Below are 26,281 nucleotides of genomic sequence, written 5' to 3' on the forward strand. Positions count from 1 at the left end.
CCCGCACCGGCTCAGCCCGGCCCAATTGATGCGGCCCCGCCGCAACCGGCCGTGAGCAGCGCCGCCGACCCGCAGGTCGGGGGTGGCGCGACATGACATAGCAGATGTAGCGGCCCGATCACCCAAGGTGGTCGGGCCGCTACATCTGCTTCGGGTGCTCGACTTTCCTTCGGTGCTGAACACCCCGCCCGCCGGGGCGGTCCGGAGCCCGGCGTCGGCTTCGAAGTGTTCGACAAGTCGCTCGGCAACCGCTGTTCGACGAGGGCGTTGCGGCGACGACTTTCTTGGATGCAGACAGGCCGATCGAGCGCCTGATCCAAGGCGTCTCGTGAGTGCGTCGCACGTTGGCCGACTCAATGGACCGCGCGCCGATGACGCCGCCGTGCAGCGCGGGAACTAAACTGCCGCGCATGTGTTCGCCCGGGAAGACGCGCGCTGCGTATCCGCGCCAGCACGACCTGATCAGGGCGATCAGCAGGAACGCTGCGGCCCTCGGGTCTCTCCCCTCCGACGAGCAAGGACGTCCCGACTTATGGCAGTGACCCAGCAGGAGATCGAGAGCAGGCTGTGGGACGCCGCCGACGAACTGCGCGTGGCGATGCCTGAAGCGCAGTACTCGACGGTGGTCTTTCCGTTGATGTTCTGGAAGTGGCTTTCAGACCAGGGTGAGTACCAGCACCAGCAGTTTCTTGCCGAGAACGACGACCTTCTGGGCGGCCTCTCCGTCGAGGAAGCCCGCGAGATCGAGTACCGCGACTACCAGAGTTTCGAGATCCCGGTCATCTACCGCGGCACTGTCCAGGAGCGGCGAGCCTCGTGGTCGTCCATCCTCGCCACCATCACCCAGCCCGGGCTCGGCAAGCGCGTCCGCGCATCGCTGCAGGCCATCGAGACGGCCAACCCGGACAAGTTCTCCCGCATCTTCGGGTCCATGACCTGGACCGCCGAAGAGGTGCTCTCGGGGGAAGTGCTCGCGGCGGTCATGCAGGCGATGGACCGCGTCCCGAAGATGCACGAGGGCAACATGAGCCACGACGTGCTCGGCGGGGCCTACGAGTACCTGCTGAAGCGATTCTCGGACGGGTCCGGCACCCGCGCTGGCCAATTCTTCACCCCGCGCGAGGTCGTCGAACTGATCGTCGAGGTCCTGGACCCCAACAACTTCGAGTCGGTGTACGACCCGGCCTGCGGGTCGGGCGGCATGCTCATCGCGTCCGCGAATCTGTTGAAGGCCCGGGGCAAGCGTGGCTACACCCTGAAACTGTATGGGCAGGAAGCCGTTGCAGACACCGCCGGTGTGGCCCGCATGAACCTGTTCATGCACAACCTCACCCAGTTCCAGGTCGAGGTCGGCGACACCCTGAAGGACCCGCGTCTCAAGAAGCCGGACGGGTCCATCGCACAGTTTGACGTGATCGTCGCCAACCCGCCTTACAGCCTAAAGTGGAAGCCTTGGACCAAGGACCCACGCGCCATCGGTGCGGTCGCACCGCAGGCGTCAGCGGACTGGGCATTCGTTCAGCACATGATCGCCTCGATGGACCCGAAGAAGGGCCGCGCCGGCGTTGTCCTACCCCACGGCGTCCTCTTCCGCGGCGGCCAAGAAGCGATCATCCGCCAACGCGTCCTGGATGACGACCTGCTCGAAGCCGTCATCGGCCTGCCCGCCAACCTGTTCTACAACACCAGCATCCCGACGGCGATCCTGGTGTTCCGGGCGGCCGGCACCAAGGCCCCTGAGCGGCAGCATGGCGTGCTGTTCATCGACGCCTCCAAGAGGTTCGCCAAAGGCAGGAACCGCAACATTCTCACCGAGGCGGACATCGCCGACACGGTGACGGCTTACCACTCGAAGTTCGACGCCGACGGCAGGCCAGTTGACCCCGACGGTGATGGCGGCCTAGCGGTACGTCTCGCACCTACCGCGGAAATCGTTGCCAACGGGTACGACCTCAACATCGGCCGCTACATTAAGCAGGCCGCCGCCGAGCAGCAAGATCTCGGTACCCTCATCGACGCCTACAACATCGCCCGAGCCGAGCGTCAGAAGAGTGAACAGCGCATGCTTGTTGTTCTCGCCGAGGCCGGGATCGAGGGCTTCGATGAATGAATGGCGGTACCTCCCCGCCGGGAAGATCGCCCGCCAGCGGCGGGAGGTAGTTCGCCTAGAGTCCGGCGTTCAATATCGCACGATGGGCGTGCGGTGGTACGGCAAGGGGGCGTACGACAGAGGCGTCGCAACGACTGAAACTGTCAAGGCAAAAGTCCTGTATAGGGCTCGCCAAGGAGATTTCACGTTCAACCGGATCGACACCCAGAAGGGCGCGTTCGATGTCGTTGCCGCCGGGCTAGATGGTGCGTTGGCGACAAATGAGTTCCCGCTCTACGAAGTAGATCCGGAGCAGATGGACGCCAACTTCCTGATCCTTCACTTCCAACAGCCGGACGTGCTGCGCCGGATCGGGGCGGTGCGTGCAGGTTCCGAGGGGCGCGCTCGATGGAAGGAAGACGACTTCGAGGCATGGACGGTTCCCGTACCGCCGCTCGATGTTCAAGCGCGCATCATTGAGGTCGTGCGAGCCGTCGATAAGCAGATCGCTGCGCTGGACGCTGAGGCGACGGCGCTGACGGCGGTTCTGCGGTGTTTTCGCGCCCACCTGATTACCGGCCTGGACACTCCGGTTGTCCGCGCTGACCAGGCTTTCGAGATCACTATGGGGCGGCAGCGTGCGCCGAAGTACGCTGCGGGGCCTTACATGACGCCGTACCTGCGCTCCGCGAACGTGGGTTACGGAGCACTCAATCTGTCCGACGTCTTGGAAATGAATTTCGATCCGACCGAACGCGAGGTCTTCGGCTTAGTGCCCGGCGATGTGCTCGTGTCCGAAGGGAGTGCAAGCCACTCCGCAGTTGGAATGTCGGCGATGTGGCGCGGAGAACTACCTGAACCGATCTGTTTCCAGAAGACTCTCATGCGGTTTCGGGCTATCCGAGGAGTCAGCATCCCGGCGTTCGTGAATCACTGGTGTCAGTGGGCCTACGAGTCGGGAACGTTCCTCGATATCGCGGGAGGAACCAACATCAAGCACATCACTGCTATGCGAGCGGTCAGGATGCCGGTGCAACTTCCGGACGTCGCGACGCAGGAGCAGATCGCAGATCAACTTGACGCCGTGAGCGACGTCGTGGTCGCGGCCCGAGCCGAGGCTTTGCGCCTCCGCTCCCTGCGCCTGGGACTGCTCTCAGGGCTGTTGGACCGGACCATCGAGATTGAGTCCGCCGGGTAAGGTCTGGGCCGTGGCGAAGGGCATTCGGGAGCGTGAGTTTCAGAACCTGTTGATCCAGTGGTCTCTGCCGATGGGCTGGACCTTCACTGCGGGCAGGGCGCTGCCGCGGGAGACGACGCAGACGGTGCTTGTCAGCGAGTTGCGTGACGCGATCGTGCGTCTCAACCCGGGTGTGATCGACGCGTTCGACGTCGACGCGGTTGTCGGGGAGATCGTCGCCGCGGTGAACGCGGTCGAGGGCGGGCTGGTGCGCGCCAATGAGCAGGTCATGCACCTGCTGCGCGGGCTTCAGGAGTTCCGGGACGCCGACGGGGCGTGGCAGGCTCTGAAGGTCATCGACTTCGAGTGTCCGAACGACAACTCGCTGGTCGTGTCGGACGAGGTCACGATCACCGTCCCGGGCAAGACTCCTCGCCGGTTTGACCTGGTGTACTGGGTCAACGGGCTGCCGCTGGTGGTGGTCGAGGTGAAGTCGCCGACCTCGAAGTCCGGGTGGGCGGAGGCCGCCCGGGATATCAACAACGTGTATGCCACCGAATATCCGTGGTTCTTCACCCCGAACGTCTTCGCCGTCGCGACCGACGGGCTGAAACTGCGGTTCGGGGCTGCCGGTGCGCCCACAAACGAGTGGCAGCCGTTCCGGTCAACGGCAGACGACGAGTCCCTGTCAGGTCAGGACGACGTGCAGCGCTCAGTTGAATTGTTGCTGCGACCGGCGACGGTCCTGGACATGCTGGCGAACTTCGCGCTGTTCGACACCTCCGGTGGCGGGGCGGACAAGAAGTACCTGCCTCGCTATCCCCAGATGGAGGCCGCGCACCTGATCCACCAGCGGGTTCTGGACGAGGGGTCGAAGGGCCTGATCTGGCATCACCAGGGCTCCGGGAAGACCCTGTTGATGGTGTTCGCCGCGTCGCTGTTGCTGGCCGACACCCGCACCGACTCGCCGACGATCATTCTGCTGTCGGATCGGACGCAGCTCGTCCGGCAGACCTCCGGGGTGTTCACCTCCGCGATGGGGCACGCCTACTTCCATCAGCCGGCTACCAGCCAGGAGTTGCGTTCGCTGCTGGCCGACGACGTGCGTGGCGTGATCTCGACGACGGTCCACAAGTTCGCTGATGCCGGCAAGAACCTGTCGACGCGCCGGAACATCATCGTGATGGTCGACGAAGCGCACCGGACGCAGTCCGCCGTCCGTGAAGGTGGAAAGGTCATCGTCAAGGCGGACTCGCTGGCCGGTCAGATGCGCGCAGCGCTGCCGAATGCGAAGTTCTTCGGTATGACGGGTACGCCGGTACGGAATCTCTCGACCGACACCTTCGCGCTGTTCGGCGACGAGCGCGACCCGGGCCGGGTGTTGCACCGGTATTCGGTGACCCGGTCGCTGCAGGACGAGGCAACGGTGCCAGTCATGCTTGACCCTCACCCGGTCTCGTTCGAGATGGACGATGAGGAACTGCAGGCCGAGTTCGACCAGTTCGGTGACGACTTCGACATCGACGACCCGGACCGCGAGGCCCTGTCTCGTAAGTTCGGCCGGCTCACCTCCGTGTTCTCCAACCCCGATCGCATCGAGGCGGTGTGTCAGGACATCGTCGATCACTACCTGGCCGGTGCATACCGCAATGGTCTCAAGGCGCAGGTCGTCGCCTATAACCGCGAGTTGGCGGTGGCGTACACGGACAAGATCAACGAGTTGCTGGCGGGGTTCGAGGCGTCACAGGTGCTCGCCGAGGTCGGCAGGCACGAGCGGATCACCGCCGAGGTGAACATCTCGGTCTCCGACGCCAAGGACGAGGACCCGGCTATGCGGCCCTACCGCCTCTCGGAGGCCGACGAGGAGGAGCAGAAGCGGCGGTTCCTTTCCCCGGACGACCCGCTGTGCTTCCTGGTGGTGACCGCGAAACTGATGACTGGTTTCGATGCCCCGAACGAGGGTGCTTTGTACCTGGACAAGCCGATGAAGGCCCACTCGTTGTTCCAGGCGATTACCCGGCCGAACCGTACCTGGGTGTCCCCGGCCGGGTTCGTGAAGACGTGCGGGGTGGTGGTCGACTACATCGGTTTGGCCGAGGAGGTCCAGCGGGCCATCGTCGACCCCACCGCGGACGACGCCGGCGAGGGCGGCGGCGGGTTCGTCACCGATGTGACCGAGTTCGTCGCGGAGTTCCGCTCCACCTTCGCCCGCATCGAGGACCAACTCGCGGACGTGGACGACCTCGACCTCACCGTTCACGGATACGAGTCCGTACGGGCGATCAACACGTTCCTGGACGCCAACCCCGGTGCGGCGGAGGTGTTCTCGCGGGACTATCGGCTCCTGGCCCGGCTGTACCCGCTGATCAGCACCGACAGACGGATCACCAAGTACCAGGACGGCTTCGCACTGTTCGGCTCCGTGTACACCACCTTGTTCAAGAAGTCCTCCGACGAGGAGCGCAGGGAACGGCTGAGTCTGTTGGGGCCGATGGTCCTGGAGATCATCAACGCGCACGTGCATTCCTTCTCCGTGGTCGCTACCCAGGAGGAAGCCCTCGTTCTGGATGCTCAGGGCATCGCTGTGCTCAAGGAGTTGATGGCGCTCGTCCGCCCCAGGACCGGCAAAGGTGGCGGCGAGGACAAGACGCCGCCGTCGCCGCGGGAGATCCTTGACCAGATCAAGGCCGCTCTCGACAAGGACGTCGAGCAGGGGTCCGCGAAGTACACCGCGCTCGCGGAACGCATCCGGATGCTGCGGGACCGGATCATCCAGAATGCCCAGGATGCCCTGGAGTTCCTGGCGGAAGCGCTCCGGATCGCGAAGGCGATCGTGAACGCCGGCAAGAACCCCGATGAAGCCGTCGTCGTGCTGGACGACGACCACGTAGGCGTGCTGTCGCGGATCATCCGTGACCACGCCCCGCCGGGCCTGAGCATCACGGAGCGGAATCTGGCGGAGGAGATCGACCAGGTGGTCACCCGGACCCTGGCCCAGTCGTGGGACAACGCGGACGCCCGCAACCGAGGGGTTCGCCGCGCCACCGCCGCGGTCTTCCGCAAGTACCTGTTGAAGCCGGTCGGGGAGCCGTACGACTCCACCGTCGCCTACATCGAGGCCCACTACCTCGTTGACTGACGAATCGCCGGGTTCCGGTGGTCCGGTTGGCCGAAGGTGTGGTTCAGCGATTCGCTACGGGCAGGGCGAGCGCACGTGGGTGGCCTCGCCAGACGCGTCTGAGTTGAACCGCTTGCATTCGCCAGCACCCAGGAACGCCGCCCCCGACGGCGACCGGGTCTTCGCAGGGGTCCTTCGTGGACGGTTCTGTCGCCTAGGCGACAGTTCGCTGATCGACGCGCTGTGATCGGGCAAACTCTGCCGAGCAATCATCAAACGGTGAGTGCGGCGACAACTACTCCATGCTGTGCAGGTGGCCATTGCGCGCTGGTGACGATGAGCCTTCGGCGGCTGACCTCGTCCTGACGAAGACACCACCGGATGACGCCGGTGCGCGGACCGCTGACCAGTACGAGTGGCAGGCGGTCATGGCCACCGCCGACGGGCTCCGCCTATATCTCGATGCACTCGACCCCGGCGGCAACTTCAACTCCTCCGGGACGACCCGGGTCGTTTGCGAGCACCACGAGGACTGGGTCGCCCTCCGCGACGAGGACGCGGAACTCGTCTCAGCCAAGCATCCCGGTCTTCCGTTCGGTGCCTACAGCACCCTGAACTCCCTCGCGGACGACGGCGGCGTGGCGCACCTGTTCAACCGGTGGCTCACGATGGGCGAGAAGCCCACCTGCCGGCTGGTCACCACCGCCGGAGCCTCCGACCGCGCCCACAAACTGGTGGAGATCGCCGTGACCGCGCGGCAGCGCCGTCTCGACGGCGAACCGTTCCTGCCCGATCCCGAGCAGGAGGAACTCCTTACCGGCTTCGGTCGCGCGCTGTTGAAGCACTGCGACGGCCTCCCGCAGCGCTGGACATCACCTAACGGCGGCCCGCCGGAGTCGATTCCGACAGCCGACCACCGGCAGCAGATCATCCGCTTCCTGTCGATCTTCACGTTCCAGGACAGCGTGCCCCGCAAGTACGCGCCGTACGCCGCGCCGGCGATGTTCGCGCAGCCGGTTCTCGACCGGCTCGGCAGCACCGCTCCCGCTGGCTCGGTGTGGGAGGCCGTACTCGCCGTGTTCCGGGCGCGCATGCGCGCCGCCGGACCAACCCCGATCGGCGGACTCCCGCCAGTCCTCGCCGACCCTGTGGGTGCTGCATCGCCGACACCCGCCGTGTTCGAGGCAGACTTGGCCAGCCGCATCGTCACGCTCACCGACATCGACCTGGCCATCCGGACCGCGATCGCCAACCCGACCGGCTTTGCCCCGCTGCCGCGCCTGATGCGCACCAGCCGGCTGGCGATCAAGATGGAGGTCGGAGGCTGTACCGACAACACCGTGGAACGCGCCGAGCAGTTACGTGCCGATTACACGGACTTCTGGCGTGATCCGCTGGCTGCCGACCCGAGCGCGCGTACCCGGCAACAGCGGCTGCACCGTCTGCTGCTGCGGATCAGCGACGCCGCCACCGACCGGGTGAAGAAGCCGGCCGGCCGGTGGGGTGCTGACCTGTGGCGGCAACTCGAAGCCGACCTCGACCAGCACCAGGACACGCTCCCGGTCGACATGGACGCCGACCTGGCCCTCGGCGGGCTCTGCGAACTGTCCAATCGTTGCAAGGTTTGGTTCAGCGACAGTTTCGACATCGCCTCCGAGCAGGCGCGCCGACGGCCAGCGGAAGGAGCAGGCTCGTGATCACGGAAGATCCGGACGCCCTCGAACTGGCTCTGCTGCGCGAGGACCTCGCCTACCACCAAGCCCGCGTCCTGCTGCTGGTCACCGCGGTGGCCGCCGAGCAAGGACACAAGCGCAAACTCGACGGCCTGACCAAACTGGCAAAACTGGACTTCCTGCTGCGCTACCCAGCCCTAGCCAGCGTGGTCCTCGACCCGCTCGACCCGCACGATCAGCGGCTGCACCTCGCCGACGAGGACATCCACGACCCGACCGCGGTGGAAGCACCGATGACCCGGTACAAGTACGGCCCCTGGGACGACCGGTACTACGCGATCATCGGCGCGCTCGTCGGCCGCGGCCTGCTGCGCTACACCCGCGGGGTCAGAAGCAGCGTCGCGCTCGTCCCCACCCCCGCAGGCAAGACGCTCGCCGCCGAGATGGCCGCCAGTGACCAATGGGCGGACGTCGCCGATCGCAGCCAGGCCATCGCCGAAGCGTCGAGCGGCCTAACCGGTAACACATTGAAGGATCTGATCTACCAGAGGCTCGCTGACCTCATGGACCGACCGCATCGACAGGTGATCCGGTGACCACGACGTTTCGGCTCAACTCCGTCACCCTCGACACCGTCGACGGACCGACCCGGTACGCCTTCCCCGCGGACCTGACCATCCTGGCCGGCCCGACCGGCGTCGGGAAGACAAGCCTGCTGGAGGCAGTCAAATACGGCTTCGGCTGCGACGGGATGCTTGCCTCCGTATTCACCGAATCCGTGCACGACGTCAGCGTCGACGTCACTATCGGCGACGCTCGCTACCTGCTCGTCCGCAGCATCGACCCCGGCAAACGCCGCAACGTCAGGGTCACCGATCTCAAGAGTCAGGAACGGCTACCGGACCACAGCACCGACCTTGATCGGAGCCCCAACCTGTCCGCGCTGCTCATGCAAGCGCTCGGCTTCGCCGACGACATGCGCGCCGCCGCCAGAACCACCAACAGCACGAAACCCGGCTCACGGATCACCTTCGCCGACATCTTCTCCTACCTCTACGTCCCACAGTCGGACATGAACCGTGAGATCGCCAGAAGCCAGGACCAGTACCTCGCGCCGAAACGGAAGGCCGTCTTCGAGTTGCTGTTCGGCCTGACCGACGAGAACCTGCAAGCCCTGCGCTCGGAAGCCACCATCCTCAACGGCAAGGTCGACGGGGCGAAACGTGCGACCGCGACGATCCGGGAATTCCTGGCGACCACCAACACCACCAGCAAAGAGGAAGCGCTCAACGCCGTCGGCGACGCCGCCAACGAACAGATCGCAGCCGAGGCCGCGCTACGGCTGCTCCGCGACGAGATCAACCCGGTCACCGACCGCGAGACCCAGGTAATGCGTGACCTGCTCAACGACGCCGAGGACAGGCGCGCGGAAGCCAAAGCAGCCGTCACCTCCCTGATCCGGCAGTCCAGAGAACTGACCACCGAGAGACGCCGCGTCGAAGGCGACCTCGCCCGACTCAACCGCATGCGCGACGCCGGCGACCGCATCGCCAACATCGAGTTCGTCACCTGCCCCCGATGCCTGCAGTCGCTGACCGGCCGGCCAGTACCCGACGGCGCTTGCCGGGTATGCCTGCAACACGACCCCGTCACCGCCGACCCCCCCGAGGATCTCTACGAACAGCGGCAACTAGCTGACCAACTCCGCGAGATGGACGACCAACTGCGGGCCATCACCGAGCAACTCAGCGCCGTCAACGACGCCGTCGCCGAACGCGAAAACCTGGTCAAGACCCTCACCCTCGACATCGAGCGGCGCACGTCCGCCCGGGTGACCCCCCGCCTGCAGGCATTCACCGACGCCTACACCACCCTCGCCAACGCGCGGGCACGCCAGCGCGAACTGGAACAGGTTCTCCGGCAATGGGACCGCGTCGACGACATCACCACCGCCGAAGAGCGCCTGACGGCCGAGCGGGACAGAGTCCGTGCCGAGATCGCACGTCACGAGGAAGCCCTCGAACAGCGACGACGCTCGATCATCGATGACCTCAACACCGAGTTCAACAGGGCGTTGAGCACCATCGGCGTACCCGCCATCAAGACCGCGTACATCCACCCGACCAACTACCTGCCGATCCTCAACGGCGAGCCGTACACCAAGATCAGCCGGGGCGGCGGCATCATCACCGCCGTCCAGATCGCCTACTGGACGTCCATCCTCTACGTCGTAGTCAGCCGGGGCGACACCTACTACCCGTCATTCCTGCTCATCGACAGCCCACGCATGGCTCTCAACAGCAACCCCGGAATTGCCCTCGCCCTCTACCGGCGGCTGCACGACCTCGCGACCGCCCTCCCCGGCAAGATGCAACTGATCGTCGCCGACAACGAGTTGCCCGCCGAAGTCGAGCGCGACTTCGCCGAGTTCGACTTCGACTACGAACACCCGACCGTCGCGACCGTCAGTCATCCAGGGCCCAACGCAGTGCAGACCCTCGGGCAAAGCACTCAGGAGCAGGCCGATCCGGGAGGGCGGTAACCGACCCCGGCTTCGCCGCCTGGGTGCCGCTCTGCTGGACCAGGCCGGCCTGCCCGGTGACCTACCGTGCATCGAATCACTGAATTCACGCTGATGAGTGAACGCCGACCACCATCGCCGCGCCGCACCGCCGTGCAGGTGCGACATCAGCACGTGGTTCGGTCCAGCAGTTGGCCTGCCGATGACATGCGCAGTTCAGAACCGTCCGGAACTGCGAAAGGTCAACAAAATGTGTATCACCGCCACCACCTCTGCCCCCTCCGGCACCACCTTCCTCGTCCACCTCGATGGGGACAGCGCGTCGCTGGTGCTCGACGGAAAGGAGGCGCTCGCGTTGCTCTCCTTCATCGACGACCCCAAGGCTCATGTCGGTACGGCCACCGTCCTGCGCGCGAAGGGCGCGTTTCCCCTGGCACAAAGCTGCCGTCAGGGCTCAAAGAACGCGACGGTCACCGGCATGACCGTCTTCTGTTCCCCGACCGGTTACGACCTGCACGCGAACCTCGACCAGGACTACCACGGCCGCGACGACGGACAAACCCCGCTGCTGTACACCGTGCCGGCCGAGACCCTTCGGGAGATGTTGGCGGCGACGCTCGACAAGCGCTGCCTGTCTGATGTCCTGGGTGCTGAGCAACTGCGCCTCTACACGGAGGCGATCGAGGAGGCGAACTCCGTGTACCGGCTAACCGACTGGTCGGCCGACGAGAACTACATCGAGTTCACCCGTCTCGTCGAGTACATCGACCCATACGACGAGACGACGTGGTTCGCCGTCGAGCACCAAGGACCTGTGGAGGAACTCACCGGTTACCGCGACTACGACTCGGCGGACAAGGCGTACGAGACGTTCGTCCGCGAGTTGCACGACACCGGCTACCCATGCGAAGGCGAGACCGACGTTGACGGAATCGAGGTCACGTCACCCGGCGACGACTGCTACTGATCGAGGCTGCAATGGGTGGCCGGCTCATCGCGCCTGAGAGCCGGCCACGCCGTTTCCGACTGGCCCATCTCCAACGGATTGGGCCACTGTCGCGCGAGCACCAGCGGGCTGCGTTTCCGCAGGTTGCAGTGGCCCACTTTCTTGGCCCACCGGCCTGACCCACTCGGTCGTTGCAACGTAAGGAACTGGGACGGTAGCGTCTGATGGTGACAGGATCGTTGGTACGTCCCTCTAGTGTGCCTGTGGCAAACGCCGAGACTCAGGCCGCGCCGCAAACCGGACTTTCGCTCTTTTACGCCCGGATAAGCACGACAAAGCAGAGTCTGGACAGGCAGCTCGATGCTGCCGCCCGTGAGGGCATTCCGGGCGAACAGTGCTTCGTCGACCGCAAGTCGGGTCGGACGATGGATCGAGAAGGATTGAAAGCCTGTCTGGCGTTCGCCCGTGCCGGAGATGTCATTGTCGTACATACGCTGGACCGTCTCGGGCGTAATTTGCGTGAGTGTCTGAATTTGATTCATGACCTCCGCGAGCGGGGCATCCACATTCGCAGCCTCGCCGACCCTGTGCCGGTTGATTCGCGGGACACCTCTGCAATGGGATCGATCACCATCGCGTTGATCTCCCTGTTCGCGGAGTGGGAGCGGATCTTCCTGAACGAGCGGGCCGCCGGCGCACGCGAGGCTGCCCGCGCGCGGGGCAAGCAAGTTGGACGGAAGAGGGCCCACAGCGCGGACAAGATCACCGTTGCGCAGGTTCTGCTGGCGCAGGACCCGGCGCTGAGTGTGCGGCAGGTCGCCGAGCGGGTTGGAGTCCCGAAGACCTCGCTGCAGCGGTACCTGAACCAGGCAGCCGCATCGGCCGCGGCGGACGGGATGTAAGCCGGTGGACCTGGATGCCCTTGCCGCCATGGCGGCGGCTGACGAAACGCACCGGTACGAACTGAGCGCCGACGGGGCGTTGTCGATCATGCCGGCGGGCGATCCCGAGCGCGCGCTGACGGTGAGCCGACTGGTCTGCTGGCTGATGGACCAGGGGCTGTCGCCCGAGCAGGTCGTCATTTCCTGCGCCATAAAGGTCGCCGCCGGTGCGCGGGTGCCGGACGTGACGGTGTGGGCGAAGGGTAAGCCGCCGCGGTCGGTGCAGTCCGGTTACGCGGCCACGGACGGGTTGCTGCAGATCGTGGAGGTCGTCGCTCCAGGGACCGAAGCGTTCGACCAGGTCGCCAGGAGGGGCGAGTACGCCGCAGCCGGGATTTTGCGCTACTGGATCGTCGAGGAGGACGGTACCGTGCTCCGACACGCTCTTGACGTCCGTGGTCGGCAGTACGTGCCGGACCCGGCGGGGCCGCTACCGCTTGCCGATCTGCTGTCCAGCGGTCCGGACGCCTTCGATGACGTCGTCGGTGTCTGAATGCCGGGGTCCGCGGCTCGCCGCGGCGAACTGTCCTGACCAGGCCAGCCGATTCGGTAGGGGCCGACCGCGCCGCTGGACGGTCCGCGCAGGTCCGCCAGGTCGGCAGGGTATGACTCTGTGGACGACCGCCTGGTGCTCGTCATCGAGGTGATGGCCGTGAATGCCCGGGCGGCCTACCGGCTGGCCGAGTATGCCGCAAGCCTGCATTCCACCCACGTGGATCGTCGAGCCGGACGGCGTCGTGCGCCGAGATGTCCTGGAAGCGAGCACTGGCCGATACATTCAGGTTCCCGGCGGGCCGCGGCCATTGTGTCGCCGGTGATCACCGGCCGCCGGCTGTGGTCAGCAGCCGGTGGAGTTCCTTAGCGGGCACGGTGTACAGCGCCGGGGACCGGCCATCCGGGCGGCCGAAGTTCCCCTTGGCGAGGTTGGCGTGGAGCGTGTAACCGTCGGCGGAGCGTTCGAGGGTCAGGCCGGTGACCGGGAACTGCTTCGTGTGCAAACAAGGCCCGGCGAGAGCCGGGTAGTGACCGCTGGCGTCAACGCGGATGGTGCCGACCGTGAAGATTATCGGGGCCTCGAAGAAGGTGAGCAGGCGAGCGACGGACCGTTCGTCGAGTGCCACGAAAACCGTGCCGTGGGAGAGGTGGATGGAGAGGGTGACGCCGGTCTCGGCGGTCGCGGTAGCGCTGATGCACATTGTGGTGGCCTTTCGCAGTGGGGGACCTGTCTGATCTGGGTAAGTCATCGGCAGGTCGACTGCTGGAGCGGACCGGCTGTGCACCGGTGATCGCGAACGGCTGCAGGGGGAACCGAAGTACCTACTTCGGTTGCGTCGGCTGCTGCCGGAAGCGAGATGCGGAACGATTTGGGTTCTCTGCGAACCGGCCACCCGGAGGCTCATGACCCGTCTACCCGGCGCGGGTTTGCCTGGGTTGCGCCTTGTTCGTGAGCCGAAGCGTCAGGACGCCTGAACTGTGCCGACGTCGATACGTAGCGGGTCGGGCTGTTCGGCCTTGCGCCGACGGCGTAAGGGAAGTTCTCCCTTCCCTTCCATTCCCTTCCATGTTCCTTTCCCACGGTGAGCCCTCACGGAGGATTCAGTGAGCCAAACTTAGGAGTTATTTGTCAGGTTCCGTCCGTTATCTCAGCCGGATCTCGGCAGAAGAACGGACGGTGCACCGTGGGCTCCAGGACTCCTCACTGAGTGTTCCCGTAGTCCCCTTCGGCAGGATCGGGCGCGCCGGAGCCCCCGGCCCAGGACGCGACGATCAGGGACTCGTTCACTCGACCATCACCGGCGGGCCAACCCGTGGGGCGCGAGACCCGTGAACTCGAAGATCGCCGCGGCGAGAGGGGTTCGCGCGGCGGTTCGGGTCCGGATCACTACGGTAAGGCTCGCCGACCGGCAGTTGGATCGAGGGCCGCCGGGCCGGACTGCCCGCCGCGCCGGTAGATCCCAGGCCGGCCTGCACCGCCGGGGCTGTACAGGTCGGCTGCGCGTTGGTTGCGGCGGGATAGTGAGCCACGACGACGCTGTCCCGGCCGGGTGCGCCGACACGATCGGGCAGCCTCTGGTCAACGTCGGCTCTTCGCCTGCCGATGACGCTCGCATGACAACGACAGTTTCCCTTTCCCGCACCGTCCGCCGGGTCAACGGCCTCCGTCATGTTCGCCCCGCGGAGGCCGCCCTAATGATCACGACACTGCTCGACGATCTTGCTCAGATCGTCGACGACGAGCAGATCGCCGATGAATGCGCCGTCGACCTGGCGATGCGAGCACATCGAATTTTGCATCCGCGGGTGGCCCGGATCGCCGACCGGCACGATGCTCTGCAAGCGCTGCGAGCAGCAGTTGAAGCGGCCGACGATCCCACCCTGCGGGTGCGGGCGTCGCACCCGCAGTGTCTCTGCGGCCTCCCCGAATTACCACGTGCCCGGTGGCGCTGACCGCCTCCCGGGCAGCGGCGCGCCCGACGCGCACAGCCGACCGCAAGGGGCGATTTCATCTAGAATGGGTGCAGCGCAGATCATCGGCGAGCCTGCGGAAAGCAAAAGATCACGAGCCGATCCCCGACCTTGTGGCCGGCGATCGTGATGGCGGTCAACGAGTTGGTGAGGCGGCCAGTTGACGCAGCGCCACGCCCTCGCCTTTCGAACAGGTCGGTGCCAATGTCGACGGCACGGGACTGGTGTGAAGTGGCCCTGGAAAGGAAATGACGGGCATGCTGGTGGCCGGCGCGGCGTGGTCTGCTATCGGGGAAACCCCTTCCGATGTGGGCCGGCAGCCCTTGGCGGTGGAGGCGGTGACGGCCGCTCACGCGTCCGAGTTGGTTCCTGGCGTGATCACCACGACGCCGCACGCACGGTATCTGTCGCTTCATGCGCGGGTCGCCGTCGAGGCGAGACGGCGCGGCTGGTCGGGCGAGGATCGGTGGGAGTTCCGGCGACTTCTGCGTCGTTGCGAGGTCGTCCTGGCGGCAGTCTCGGTTCATCACGGCGACGACGACCGGCAGTCGCATCAACGCCGTGCCGGCTTGCGTCGGCCGCACGGCGTGAACACGATCGGCAGGGCCCTCGACGAGTCCGGGGCTGTGGATCTTGATGAGGTGTCGCGCCGGTACAGCACGGTCGCCGATGGCTTCCACGGCACGTACGGCGGGATCGAGGCCACGCTCGGGCTGATCACCCCTGGGGTGATCCCGGAGCCCGGGCCGGTAGCCGACGCCCAAGCGTTGAGGGCGTTGGACCGGGTCGTCGACCTCGCCGATGGTTCGGACGTGCTGACCGTCGCGGATCTGGCTGACGCTGCCGATCTGTGTCTATGCCGGGTGGGCGGGACGACGGATGGCCGTAGCCTTCGGCGGGTGTACTTCGATGCCGGCGGCCCTGATCCCGGGCTGGCCGCGGTGCACCGGGCGAGCGCCGCTGTGGTGGCCGCGGCTGTCGACGGACAGCCGTTCGACAGCAACATCGACATGTTGCTGGACGGGTTGTGCTGCTACACGCCCGATCTGGACGGGGTGCTCGGTGGCGATGACCTGACGGAGCATGCCTTGCGGTGGCGTGGGGCGCTGCTGCGTAACTGGTCGGTGTGGGCATGGCGGATGCTTTGGGCTTCACTGGTCGCGCCGCTGGCGAACCCGGGAACGCGTGAGGAGGCGGCTGACGGCTTTGCCGGTGGTCTGCCGGTGGTCTCGGTGCGGCAAGCGTTGCGCGACGGGTTGCCGCCGACGGTTGCCGCGGGCGGCGGGCTGTTACCGGCGGAGCATGACCTCACCGGTGAAGTCGAGGAGAGCGGCGGCGGCTGGTCGGTGCTGCAGTTGCTGCGTCTGTTGGCGGTCGGCGCGAGGCGGGCCGGTGAACTGGATGACGGGCCGGCCCGGGACGCGTTCGTCCGCTACGACCAGACGAGTATGGGGCCCGGCTGGATGCGCGGCTGGATCGACGAGCACGCCGACGTGCCGTTGCCGGACGCGGCACGATCGCTGGCTCTGGGCCTGTTCAGCCGGGCGGAGAAGATCAGCCGGGACAAAATGCAGTGGACCCGCACCGGGCTGCGGATGCCAACGAGGTTGCGGGTGATCGGTGACCGGCTGCGCCTGGAGGGGCAGGAAGGAAGCGCGCCGGCCTCGCTGCGTCTGGAGACGTTCGCCACCGTCCTGCTTCAGTTGGGCGTTCTGGAACGATCCGAGGACGGCAGTCTGTGGGGACGGGGTCCTCACCACGGCGCGGTGACCCCGTGACTGAGGACCTGGTCGGTGCGCCTCCGCCGCGGGTCCTGCACGACATGCCGATCACGGACCCGGAGGAAATCCTGGTCCTCACCTACACCAGCGATCTGCCGTTCGTCGAGGACGTGTGCGTTCGGCAGGCGCGGGCCCGCGGTGCCCGGGTCACGATTGTGTACGACGCCGACCGCGTCGAGCCTGGGTTCTCCTCCGGCGCAGGGCCGGTCACCGACTACGTGCCGGTCCCGGTGGTGTGCCGTTCCGGGGGAGCATTTCATCCCAAGTTGGTGGTGATCGCCTCGCCGACCGACGCGATGATCTCGATCGGCTCGGGCAACGCGACCGCGCAGGGCTGGCACCACAGCGCCGAGGTCTGGACCCACCTGCGTATCGACGGCCCGACCGTGCCCGTCATCGTCGAAGATTTGGCCGCGTGGCTGCGCCGGCTACCCGACCACCTCTGGATCACCCCGCTCGGCCGGGAACGACTGCACCGGGTGGCCGACCTGCTCACCACCCGCCCCACACGCCCGGAACCCGACGAACCGCTGCTGCTGACGAACGACCGGCAGCCCATCCTTGACCAGATCCCGGGGCCGGACGGCCCAGTGGACTGGCTGGGCATAGCCTCCCCGTTTTTCGATCCGCCGGCAGACGCCCTGGCCATGATGCTCACCAAGATCATGCCCAACGCGGTTGACATTCTCCTGACCCGTGACGCGCAAGCCGATCCGAGCAGGCTTCAGAGCGTTCTGGACCGCGTCGGCACCGTACGGATCACCCAGCCGACCACATCGCGTTACCACCACGGCAAGGTCTTCGAATGGTGGTCCGGCCCGTCCGGAACCCTCGTCACCGGCAGCGCGAACTGCACCCGGGCCGCGTTGCTTCGATCGATGGCCGACGAGCGAGGCAACTGCGAATTGGCACTTCTGCAGCAGGTCACGGAGTCGGTACTGGACGCCGTCGAGGTCGTCGAGGCCGACCTCGACGAGTTACCGCTACGCGTCCCGGACCGCCCTGCGCAGGCGGTGCCGGCTGTGCGTGTGCTGGCCGCTCACGTCCTGACCGAACCGGACCGGATCGAGATAGCCGTCCTGGTGGCCACCGGTCCGGTGCCCGACCATCTGATCATCGACATAGCCGGTACAGCGGTGAACGCCGTACATGTCGGCACGGATGGGCTGATCCACACCTACCGGCTCGCCCACGAACCCGGCGATCTGGCTCGCACGATCACGGTGCGCGCCGACGACGGTGGACTTCTCGGAACCGCGCTGGTCATCGACGTGCACAGCGCGTTGTCGCGCGCCCGGCATCCGTCACCGCTGGAGCAATACTCGTTCCCGGAGCTGCTCGGGGACGAGGAACAGATGCAGGCGTTGCTCGAATCCCTGCACAGGCTCGCGGAGGTTCTGCCGCCGCGTGCTGACGACGACGAGTCATCGGTCGCTCGTCAACGCCGCCGCACCAGGGTGGAGGAGGACATTCGCCGGGCGGTCGGATCGGCGATGCTCGACCTCGCTTTGGCCCGCAGCCGCACACCAGCACCACCCGGCGGCGACAGCGGCGGTGAACTCCAAGGCGACGACGCGCCGGAGACCGGCGACAAGCAACAACCGGCCGGTGAGCAGGGCGGTCCGCCGCTCAGCGCAGCAGCCGCGATCCAGGCCCAGAACGAGCGTCAACGCGCCTACGCTCGCCAGTGGTTTCAGCGGCTCGTCGAGCAGTCAGCGCAATGGTCGCTCGCTGCTCAACTCGCGTCCTTCCGCAGCCTCCTGATGGCAGTCGGCGGCGGCCTCTGGACCCATCCTCAGGATTGGACATGGCTGGTCTACGACGGTCTGACCAGCCTCTGGTACGCCGAGGAGGAGGACACGCTGGCCCACGAGCACGCCGCCCTGTCCGCCGTCGGATTGATCGCGCTGCGCCACGGGGTGCTCGCCGGTGAAACGGACTCAGAACTCGCTGCGAACTTCGACGAACGTCTCGCCGAGTTCCGGGAGTACGGAGAATGGATTCTCGGTGCCCCTAACGAGGCATACGAGAGTTACGCCCGCGAGTTGAGTGGTTACACCCTCGGACCGCGGTTCACCGCGGCGAATATCCGCTCCGACATGGCCTGGCTGCTCGACCGCAACGAACTCGACGACGCCCTCGACGCCCTGTACGACATCCCCGGCACCGTGGAACGCGCCACCGACGGCGCTGTGGTCGTCCGTACCACCAAAGACGCGAAGCGGATGGCGATCAGCGTCCTCGATCGCCTGAGCGACTTCCCGAACACCCACGTCGCCGTATACGCCCAGACCGAAGTGCACGGCTGGTGGGACCGCCGACAACGGAGGCTGATCCTGGCCGAGCCGGTCCCCGCCGGATGGCGCGCCACGGTCTGGCGCAACCTCATGGCCGGCATCGCCGGTCTCGGCAGTAACCGCGCACTGCCACCACCCAGCGAAACCACGATCGTCGCGAACCCCGCTGAAGCGTGGGCCAAGATGGGCAAGCACTGAAACCGGCCCACGAGTGCGCGCCCTGCCCCTCGGCGACTGGCGGCGAGGGCAGCAAGGGCACCACTCCTTCGGTACAGCACTCGTATCCTGCTCGGCGGTGTGCTCCTTGCAGCAGCCGGGTCATTGGTGACTCCCGGGTCGTGGGCGGATTACCTGGCGGTCGCTGCGGCGGTGGCAACGATGGCAGTCACTCTGATCATGACCGAGCCTGGCCGGGCGGTTGCGGTGCTCCTGGCGTCGTCGACTGTCGGTGTCGGTGTGGGTTTCGTCGAGGTAGCGGTCCACGCACTACGTGACGGCGTGACCGTGTCGGGGATTTGGTGGTTCTGCGGTGGCCTGACCCTCCTCGCGTCAGCCGTCAATGACCTGCGGCTCGGGGTTCCGCCGACCAAGATCGCGAACCTCGGCTCAGCGGTGCCTTCGCTGTTCCGGTGATCAGCATGCTGATCACCGGTAACACTCTGCTCGGGATTGCGTTCATCGGCCAGAGTGCGGCGCTCATTTCGGTGTGGGCCGCGACTTCGGGGCTGCGGCACAGGCAAGCCGGTTCTGGCGTGGTGGCAGCGCGTGACACGAGATCCGCGGGAGTCGGACACGCCCGAGGTGCCGGCTGACCGTTGAGCCGACTCGGTGGCCTGACGCCGGGACGCTGGTCCGTGTGGGTGACCAGGCCGGGCCAGCGAGGCTCACCGGTTCACCAGGTATGCGGCGGAGGTCGCGCCGACTGCTGATACCGAGACGCCGGGGAAGCGGGCCATCGGCGGGTAGCCCGTCGGGCTCAATCGGCTGGACGGTCCGGTTGGGGCAACGCGCATGAGGCCAGGCGGCCCGGATTCCTTGCGTTGCAGCGGGGCCTGAACACGGTGCGGCCCGGAGTTCAGCCTCGACGCAGCGCTGCGTTGGACGGGTAGACATGTCGGACTTCTCGGTCATGCTGAAGGCGTCAATGATCACCGACCACAGGAGCCAGCCCCGATGAACGACCTCCGCGACGACAGCCTGACCTTCCCCCCGATCCCGTTCGCCTCGGGCTCGACGATCGTCACCACCGATGGCAGCGTTGTGGCGGTACGCACTGTCGCGATCACTATCACCGCAGAGGACGGGTCCGTGATCAGCATCGCTCTGGAGTACCGCGGGGGCGGCTGGTGGGCCACCACCCAGGATCAGTCCCGGTGACATGCGGGAGGACTCTGCGTCATCTGGCGTGCGGCTATCCCGTCGACCCGGACCATCTCCACCTCATCGAGGGTCACGTGGTGCACCGCTGCGGGGCGGACATGTGCAGCCGGCCGTTCTGGTGGCGGTGCGCGCACGACCACCAGTGGCAGGCGACAGTGCCGGCCCGGACACGAACCGACGATCCTGGTTGCCCGACCTGCTGAGCGACGGCCGTGACCCGAGGGCGGCTAATCGAGTCAGACTGCCCGAGCCGTTCTTACACGGCCGGGTGCACCGGTGGGAACCGGCGCTCCCGGGCGCGTTGTTGATCATTTAGTCGGTAGGTGCCAGGCAGCGGTCGATACGACGACGTACTGGCAGCGGTCGGTGTCCCACATGATCTCGGCGTATCCGTCGCGGCGGCGTAGGGCGGCGCGCAGGACGAAGGCGTCGAGGTAGCGGTCGGCGGTCTCGTGGACGGTGCCGGCTGCGGCATCAAGGAACTGCCCGAGGAGGGCACGGTCCGAGTCGGTCATGCCGGCGACGGTCTCGAAATCGTCGCGGCGGTCCAGGAGCCAGTCCAGTGGATACCAGCAGACGCACAGGTTGTCGGCTTCGGCGTCGGTCATGGTGAGCGTGATCGCGGCGGTCATGGTGGGTTTCCTTCCGTAGTCGCTTTTTCAGGACAGGTCTGATATCGGCAGGCCGGACCACTGACCGGATGACGGATCTGCGGGGCCCTACGGCGTGACCTTCTGCCGTCACCGGGCAGTGCCGGAAGTCCAGTCGGCGTGCCGGTCTGCCGATGCCCCGCCCCATGCGGGAACGATTCACCTCAGACCGCCGCGACGCCGAAGATGCTTGGCGGCACCTCACTAGTCACTTGACGGGCGCACCGACCATGAAGTTGGGGCACCATGTCCGCGGGCGCTTGCAGTATTTCCAGGTTGAGCAACTGACGGAAACGCTGCCCGCCGCGCCGGCCGCGCTGCACATCTACGACCAGACCGATTTCGCGTGGTCGCTACCCATCGATCTTGATCCGTCGCACAGCCGTGACCCGGATGCTGTCCGGCGTGACGCTGAGGGCCTTCGGCAACTGCTCACCGCGGCGGGCGGCCGAATGGTCGTGGACGAGTCTCGGCGTGGCGGGATGCACATCTGGGCTCCGCTGTCCGGGCGAGGAGTGCACCGCGATGACATTCGGTTGCTGCTGAGCCGGTTGAGAATCCGGTTCACCACCCTGGACCTAGGCCCCGTGAGCCGGAAAGGTTGCCTTGGCGGTCCGGGTTCGCTGACTCGCGACGGTTCACATCGCCGCCTGCGTACGCCGCTGCGGGAGGCCATCGCTGCAGTGACCGAGCGTTCTGTGCCGGACCTGGTGCCGCGTTTGCACAGCCTGCTGACGCAGGCAGGGGTGCCGATGCCCGCGGAGCCGGAAGAGGCGGTGGCGCTGCCAGCCGTGGCGGCGCTGCCGGATGGGTTGATCCGGCGGATGAGCGCCGAGGTCCGTCGCGTCGCCGAGACAGGGCGGTGGCCAGACGGGCGGACACGGCCGGACGGAACGGAGTGGTCGCCGTCCGAGGCTCGCCAACACGTGATCGCTGCGGCGGTGCGCGCCGGTATGACCTGCGACCAGGTGCTCAGTTTGATCCGCTCGGGCCAGTGGGCCGGCATGGCGGGCTTCTACGCCCGTTACGGCCCAGGGCCGGCCATCACGACGGCCGTGACGGCGGACTGGACCAATGCCGCGGAGTACGTCGCCGCGCATGCCTCGGAAAAGCCATGCCCCACTAGAGGGAAACCCAAGACACAGGGGGGAACCCGTGGCCTGCCCGGCGGCACGCCGAACGACGAGGCGCGCGAGGTGTACCGGTACGTTCGCCGGTTCGCCTTGCTCGTGGACCGTTCAGCGACCGTCGATTGGGGCCGTAGCCCCGAGGGCCGGACCCGATGGGCGATCCTGCTGTCGCTGGCCGCCGCGGCTATGCGGACCCGGTCCACTGTCGTGGGGATCGGAGCACGGGGGCTCGCGATCGGCGCGGCGTGTATCGATCAGCGGACAGCATCGCGGCAACTTGCCGACCTGCGCGACGAGAAGGACCCCTGGATCGTCCAGATCCCGGTCCAGGAGGGTGACCCGGACCGCTACGAGGTGCGGATTCCCGACCGCTACCAGCACCTACACGAATCCCACGAGCCGCTGCCGAAGGGCAGGCTTGCCGGTGTCCACCACCTATTCAACCCGACAAAAGGGCTCGGTCTGGCCGCATGGCGGGTGTGCGCTGCTATCGCCGCTGGCCATCGCATCGACGCGGACATCATCGGGGCGACCGGTGTCTCCAAGCCGACCGTGTCCAAAGCGCTGCGCGCGTTGAGCAGCCTCGGGCTGGTCACGTGCTCGCGACGCGGCTGGCGTCGCACAGGCCGCTCCCTCGACGCCGCCGCAAAGCAGATCGGCATCGGTGATCTGGTCGCCGAACACGCTCAGCGAAACCGTGAGGACCGGCACCAACGCCGTCAGACCCAGGGCCGCCGATACCGTCCGGACGGGCCGACGCCGATGGCCGGGACATGGACGGAAAGCCCTGACGGGAACTGGTGGCCCGAGGACATGGCAGCGCTGGCTGCCCTGCAGCCATCGGCCCGAGACAAGGACGACAAGCCCCAGGGCGAGGCCCAAGAACGGCAGGCCCTGGTCCCGCTTCGGTCACCGGACGACCTCGACGACACCTCTGAGGTCGGGATCGTTCGCGACCTACCCGGTTACCGCGCTCAGCAGTACCCGCCGGCTGCGGCAGCCTGACCGGCGGCAGAACCGAGCGGGTACCTCCACGCGAGTGCCGCCGTTAACGGTGGTCAGGAGGTGGCACGCCGCCGGGCGGCGTCGGAGCGTTGGACGAGCCCTTCAACGCTGATTTTGGCACCGGCAAGGACCCGGGTGGCCTTCCCGAACGCGGCCAGGGCGCGGTCGGCGCGCACGGCGCGGTCGGCGAGTCGAGTGACTACCGGGTCGTGGACCCCGCGGTACGCGGCGAACGCGGCTCCGGTGCGGCTGGCGGCGGTCACCGCGGCCAGTACGTGCCCGCCTATCGCGATCGGGTCGGGTTCCCAGGTCATGTCCCGGCCATGGACGGTCATGCTGCCACCGAGTCCCCAGGGCAGGCCGTGCACGACACCTGATAGCAGCGGGTAGATGCCGGGCAGATCCGCGAAGTGGTCACGGATGAGCACGCTGATCTTCGCGCCGGCGGGTTCTTCGATGCCGTCGGGCATGATCCGGACGGCCTTGAAGCCGTCGCGGTCGGGATCGGACTCGCGGGGAGGGTTGCTGCGGTTGCCGTTCGGAACTCGGGTGATCCGGGCACGTTCGACGACGGCGATCAAGTCTGTGCGCGCCTTGGTCACTGCTGGAGCGGGAGATGCCATGTAGGCGTTGCCCTCGACGTTTTTGGCGGCGCGGACGGCTTCGTCGGCGTCGGTGAGTAGCAGGGCGACACCCCTGGCGAGGCGGGTCGGGAACGAACTGCCGGTGGCGAGCAGGTGCAGCAGCATCGCCGAGGACTCGACGGCGGCGCGGGCAAGCGCGGCATGGGCATAGACCGGCACCCGGGCCCGCGGCTCGGCCAGCACGGTTCCGAGGGTTCGCAGGTGATCGGTCGTGTGAACGATCAAGTTGATCTGGGCGATACCGATGCGATGCCACAACTGTTGGCGGTCGTCGCTGCGAACACTGGTCAGCAGCGTCCGGTGATCACCGTCTGCGGGCGAGCGCGGCGGAGCCGCGTCGTTCAACACGGTGCGGGTCAGCGCATACAGGTCATCTGCCTGATCGTGGCAGGACCTGGCGGCGCGGATGAGGAACTCGGCAGTGGGGTCGGCGGCCATGCGGGGACCTTCGTCGTGGTGGGTGTGGTCGGTGTCCATGCTGCCTGACGTCGGCACGGCATGCCTCCGCGCAGCGCGGCGGGTCAGGATCGCGGCTTTGTGTGGCGATCGGCACCCGGGTGACGGTGCTTGGGCACCTGGGACGATTCGTGCAACAGAACGTACTGATGGCTGTGCAGCGCTCGTCTTTCGATTTGGACGGTTCAGGCCGGCTGCACGGCCGAAGGGAATGACCTTCGGCAGGTCTGACTCCTGGTGGGACCGAGCGACTTCAGCGCGCTCCGCGGACCCTTCCGGTAGACCGGGTGGCCGGCCTGTGGACCAAATCACGGTCCGAGAGATGCCACCTAATCGGCTGCCGAACCTGCATCAGGAGCAGGTATGTCGTCGTAGACGAACGCTGATGGCGTCTCCACCAGTTCAGGGTAGAGCCAGGGCTCCGGCGGAGTGGGACCTTCGACACCGTCGGCAACCACCCACCGCACCGGCAGGCCCAATCTATCGGCGATCTTGAGTCCAGCCATGAACTCACCGATAGCGAATGTCAGACTCAGGTACGCCTGCTCATGGTCCCGAACGCGGCGCTGCTCGTCGGTCAGACCGGCCATCGCCTCCGCCACGGCGGCGAGTTTCGCACGCCTGTCCGCCTTGGTTTCCCGGCGGGCGGCGTCCGCGAAATGCGCTGCACTGAGCAGATCACTGATCACGTCGTCACGCGTCCACCCCTGCGGCTGGAAACGCTGAAGGTTCTCGTCAATCCATGCGCGGACCTCGGCCGACACCCGTAACCGGCCGACCTCGATGTCGACAGGACCGGCGGACAGCTCAGGGCCGGGACGGCCGACCGCGTGGGATGGTGCGGTGTCGTTCTCGGACGGATTGACAGTCATGATCGTTTCCTCGGTCGCGACGGGCACAGCGTGCGGATCAACGGTGCTACGGCGCTGGACGCGGCGGCGTACCCGTCGGCTGGACGGTTGGTGGCGGACCCGGCATGCGCTGCCGCACGGCAGTTGGCCCTGGAACGCTATCCGGGCTGGCCGGTTCGCCGGGTTCTTGCGCTCCAGCTCGTCGGTCGCTGATGCGGCAACTTCGGCAGCCAGCCGATCAGGCGGCAGCGGGCTCTCTTCCTGCGCCTGCCTCACGATCGCGCCCGCGAGCCAGGCCGCGGTACTCACCTTACGGCCAGCACGGTCACCGGCACGCCTGACAGCCAGCAGCAGGGTTTCGACCGCGAACGGGGTGAGGCCCACCAGCCTCGCGCCGGCGCGGACGTCGGCGAGATCATCAGGCACCCGGTCAGGCTACCGTCCATCCGCAGCATGGAACGCTCACGTCGTTGCCCCCTTCATCAATACCGGGACGCTCACCGGACCCGTCCGGGCGGGCCCACTCACGCAGACCCGTCCGGAGTCCCGCAACGCCCGCCAGGCCCTCCCGCACATCGAAGGCCAAGCCCTCTGCCCTGATCATGGGCGACACCCCGCAGGAGTGGGAACAGGTACGAGCCGAAGTTCTCGCAGATCATCGAGCATCACGCGCTCGCCGCGACCGGTGGCAAGACCTACGCGGAGAAGACGAAGGACGACCCCAAGCGGGCTACGGCACAGCAGGCCGCAGCGCTGCGCACGTCCCTGCAAGCCGCCCACCTGGCCGACAACGTCGCACTGATGATGATCGGTTTCGGCGTGCTGTTTCCTCGCCCTCGGCGGCACCCTGGTGCTGACCGGCCTCACGCTGCGCCCCACCTCGCCTGCGGAGACCGCCAGGAAGGAGTGACGCCTCCGGGCGCAGAGAGAGAATGAGCGGCCTTCCCGTCCTGGAGAAGTCGCTCATTCCGCGCCGAGGACGTGCGAGCCTTCCCGGCCGTTGGCGGACTTGCCGATGCCGGCCATGCGGGGGGCGCACGGTTCGAGGAGAGGTCGCGGCGTTTCGGGTCTTTCTCACTCGTTCGTGGCGCGGCCTACTTCTCATGTCGGTTACGCCGTAGCGTTTCGGGCGGTGTGAGTGCCACGCTCGCGCTTT

20 protein-coding genes are annotated in these 26,281 nt (G+C 66.8%); 16 read left to right on the top strand and 4 right to left on the bottom strand.

Annotated elements, in window-relative coordinates; all coding sequences use genetic code 11:
- Nucleotides 1-532 precede the first annotated feature (532 nt).
- The 9 genes from Ate02nite_RS41970 (at nt 533) to Ate02nite_RS42010 (ending at nt 12,958) form a co-directional block, all read left to right on the top strand.
- The gene (locus tag Ate02nite_RS41970; RefSeq protein WP_203813516.1) at nt 533-2,110 is read left to right on the top strand and encodes a type I restriction-modification system subunit M; all 1,578 of its coding nucleotides are present in this window, start codon (nt 533-535) and stop codon (nt 2,108-2,110) included.
- 82 nt (nt 2,111-2,192) lie between these two features.
- Nucleotides 2,193-3,287: a restriction endonuclease subunit S domain-containing protein gene (locus Ate02nite_RS41975; protein WP_203813517.1), complete on the top strand. Its 1,095-nt coding sequence runs from the start codon at nt 2,193-2,195 to the stop codon at nt 3,285-3,287.
- A 10-nt stretch (nt 3,288-3,297) separates the two neighbouring features.
- A complete protein-coding gene (locus Ate02nite_RS41980) occupies nt 3,298-6,405 on the top strand; it encodes a type I restriction endonuclease subunit R (RefSeq protein WP_203813518.1) in 3,108 nt (1,035 codons plus the stop codon).
- Between the two features lie 407 nt (nt 6,406-6,812).
- Nucleotides 6,813-8,081, top strand: a complete 1,269-nt coding sequence (locus Ate02nite_RS41985; RefSeq protein WP_203813519.1) for a hypothetical protein — start codon at nt 6,813-6,815, stop codon at nt 8,079-8,081.
- Nucleotides 8,078-8,653 (top strand): hypothetical protein, encoded by a 576-nt coding sequence (locus tag Ate02nite_RS49265; protein WP_239148110.1) that lies wholly within the window; start codon nt 8,078-8,080, stop codon nt 8,651-8,653. Before Ate02nite_RS41985 ends, Ate02nite_RS49265 begins: the two co-directional genes overlap by 4 nt.
- Entirely contained in the window at nt 8,650-10,599 is a 1,950-nt protein-coding gene (locus Ate02nite_RS41995; protein ID WP_203813520.1) for a hypothetical protein, read from the top strand. Before Ate02nite_RS49265 ends, Ate02nite_RS41995 begins: the two co-directional genes overlap by 4 nt.
- A gap of 229 nt (nt 10,600-10,828) precedes the next feature.
- Nucleotides 10,829-11,545: a hypothetical protein gene (locus tag Ate02nite_RS42000; protein WP_203813521.1), complete on the top strand. Its 717-nt coding sequence runs from the start codon at nt 10,829-10,831 to the stop codon at nt 11,543-11,545.
- A gap of 242 nt (nt 11,546-11,787) precedes the next feature.
- Nucleotides 11,788-12,426, top strand: coding sequence for a recombinase family protein (locus Ate02nite_RS42005; RefSeq protein ID WP_239148111.1), 639 nt, complete (start codon nt 11,788-11,790; stop codon nt 12,424-12,426).
- 4 nt (nt 12,427-12,430) lie between these two features.
- Complete coding sequence (locus tag Ate02nite_RS42010) at nt 12,431-12,958, top strand: Uma2 family endonuclease (RefSeq protein ID WP_203813523.1); 528 nt, start codon at nt 12,431-12,433, stop codon at nt 12,956-12,958.
- Nucleotides 12,959-13,283: 325 nt separating this feature from the next.
- Here Ate02nite_RS42010 and Ate02nite_RS42015 read toward each other — a convergent pair whose 3' ends face one another.
- Nucleotides 13,284-13,661 carry a hypothetical protein gene (locus Ate02nite_RS42015; RefSeq protein WP_203813524.1) on the bottom strand — a complete coding sequence of 126 codons (378 nt, stop codon included), beginning with the start codon at nt 13,659-13,661 and terminating at the stop codon, nt 13,284-13,286.
- 994 nt (nt 13,662-14,655) lie between these two features.
- Between Ate02nite_RS42015 and Ate02nite_RS42020 the strand changes: the two genes are divergently transcribed.
- The 6 genes from Ate02nite_RS42020 (at nt 14,656) to Ate02nite_RS49905 (ending at nt 20,592) form a co-directional block, all read left to right on the top strand.
- Nucleotides 14,656-14,913, top strand: a complete 258-nt coding sequence (locus tag Ate02nite_RS42020) for a hypothetical protein (RefSeq protein ID WP_203813525.1) — start codon at nt 14,656-14,658, stop codon at nt 14,911-14,913.
- A gap of 266 nt (nt 14,914-15,179) precedes the next feature.
- Nucleotides 15,180-16,709 (top strand): hypothetical protein, encoded by a 1,530-nt coding sequence (locus tag Ate02nite_RS42025; protein WP_203813526.1) that lies wholly within the window; start codon nt 15,180-15,182, stop codon nt 16,707-16,709.
- Nucleotides 16,706-19,207, top strand: coding sequence for a phospholipase D-like domain-containing protein (locus Ate02nite_RS42030; RefSeq protein WP_203813527.1), 2,502 nt, complete (start codon nt 16,706-16,708; stop codon nt 19,205-19,207). The genes Ate02nite_RS42025 and Ate02nite_RS42030 overlap by 4 nt, the downstream gene beginning before the upstream one ends.
- 180 nt (nt 19,208-19,387) lie before the next feature.
- A complete protein-coding gene (locus Ate02nite_RS42035) occupies nt 19,388-19,642 on the top strand; it encodes a hypothetical protein (protein ID WP_203813528.1) in 255 nt (84 codons plus the stop codon).
- Nucleotides 19,643-20,182: 540 nt separating this feature from the next.
- The gene (locus Ate02nite_RS42040) at nt 20,183-20,386 is read left to right on the top strand and encodes a hypothetical protein (protein ID WP_203813529.1); all 204 of its coding nucleotides are present in this window, start codon (nt 20,183-20,185) and stop codon (nt 20,384-20,386) included.
- Between the two features lie 101 nt (nt 20,387-20,487).
- Nucleotides 20,488-20,592, top strand: a complete 105-nt coding sequence (locus Ate02nite_RS49905) for a zinc-ribbon domain-containing protein (RefSeq protein ID WP_354264032.1) — start codon at nt 20,488-20,490, stop codon at nt 20,590-20,592.
- 105 nt (nt 20,593-20,697) lie between these two features.
- Here the strand turns inward: Ate02nite_RS49905 and Ate02nite_RS42050 are convergent, their stop codons facing one another.
- Nucleotides 20,698-21,021 carry a hypothetical protein gene (locus tag Ate02nite_RS42050; protein WP_203813531.1) on the bottom strand — a complete coding sequence of 108 codons (324 nt, stop codon included), beginning with the start codon at nt 21,019-21,021 and terminating at the stop codon, nt 20,698-20,700.
- A 230-nt stretch (nt 21,022-21,251) separates the two neighbouring features.
- Between Ate02nite_RS42050 and Ate02nite_RS42055 the strand changes: the two genes are divergently transcribed.
- Nucleotides 21,252-23,174 carry a hypothetical protein gene (locus Ate02nite_RS42055; protein WP_203813532.1) on the top strand — a complete coding sequence of 641 codons (1,923 nt, stop codon included), beginning with the start codon at nt 21,252-21,254 and terminating at the stop codon, nt 23,172-23,174.
- 53 nt (nt 23,175-23,227) lie between these two features.
- On the opposite strand, the gene Ate02nite_RS42060 is transcribed toward Ate02nite_RS42055, so the two are convergent.
- Nucleotides 23,228-24,295, bottom strand: coding sequence for a hypothetical protein (locus Ate02nite_RS42060; protein ID WP_203813533.1), 1,068 nt, complete (start codon nt 24,293-24,295; stop codon nt 23,228-23,230).
- Nucleotides 24,296-24,603: 308 nt separating this feature from the next.
- Entirely contained in the window at nt 24,604-25,551 is a 948-nt protein-coding gene (locus Ate02nite_RS42065; RefSeq protein WP_203813534.1) for a hypothetical protein, read from the bottom strand.
- Nucleotides 25,552-26,281: the final 730 nt, after the last annotated feature.

This window comes from Paractinoplanes tereljensis (assembly GCF_016862435.1).
Lineage (GTDB): Bacteria > Actinomycetota > Actinomycetes > Mycobacteriales > Micromonosporaceae > Actinoplanes > Actinoplanes tereljensis.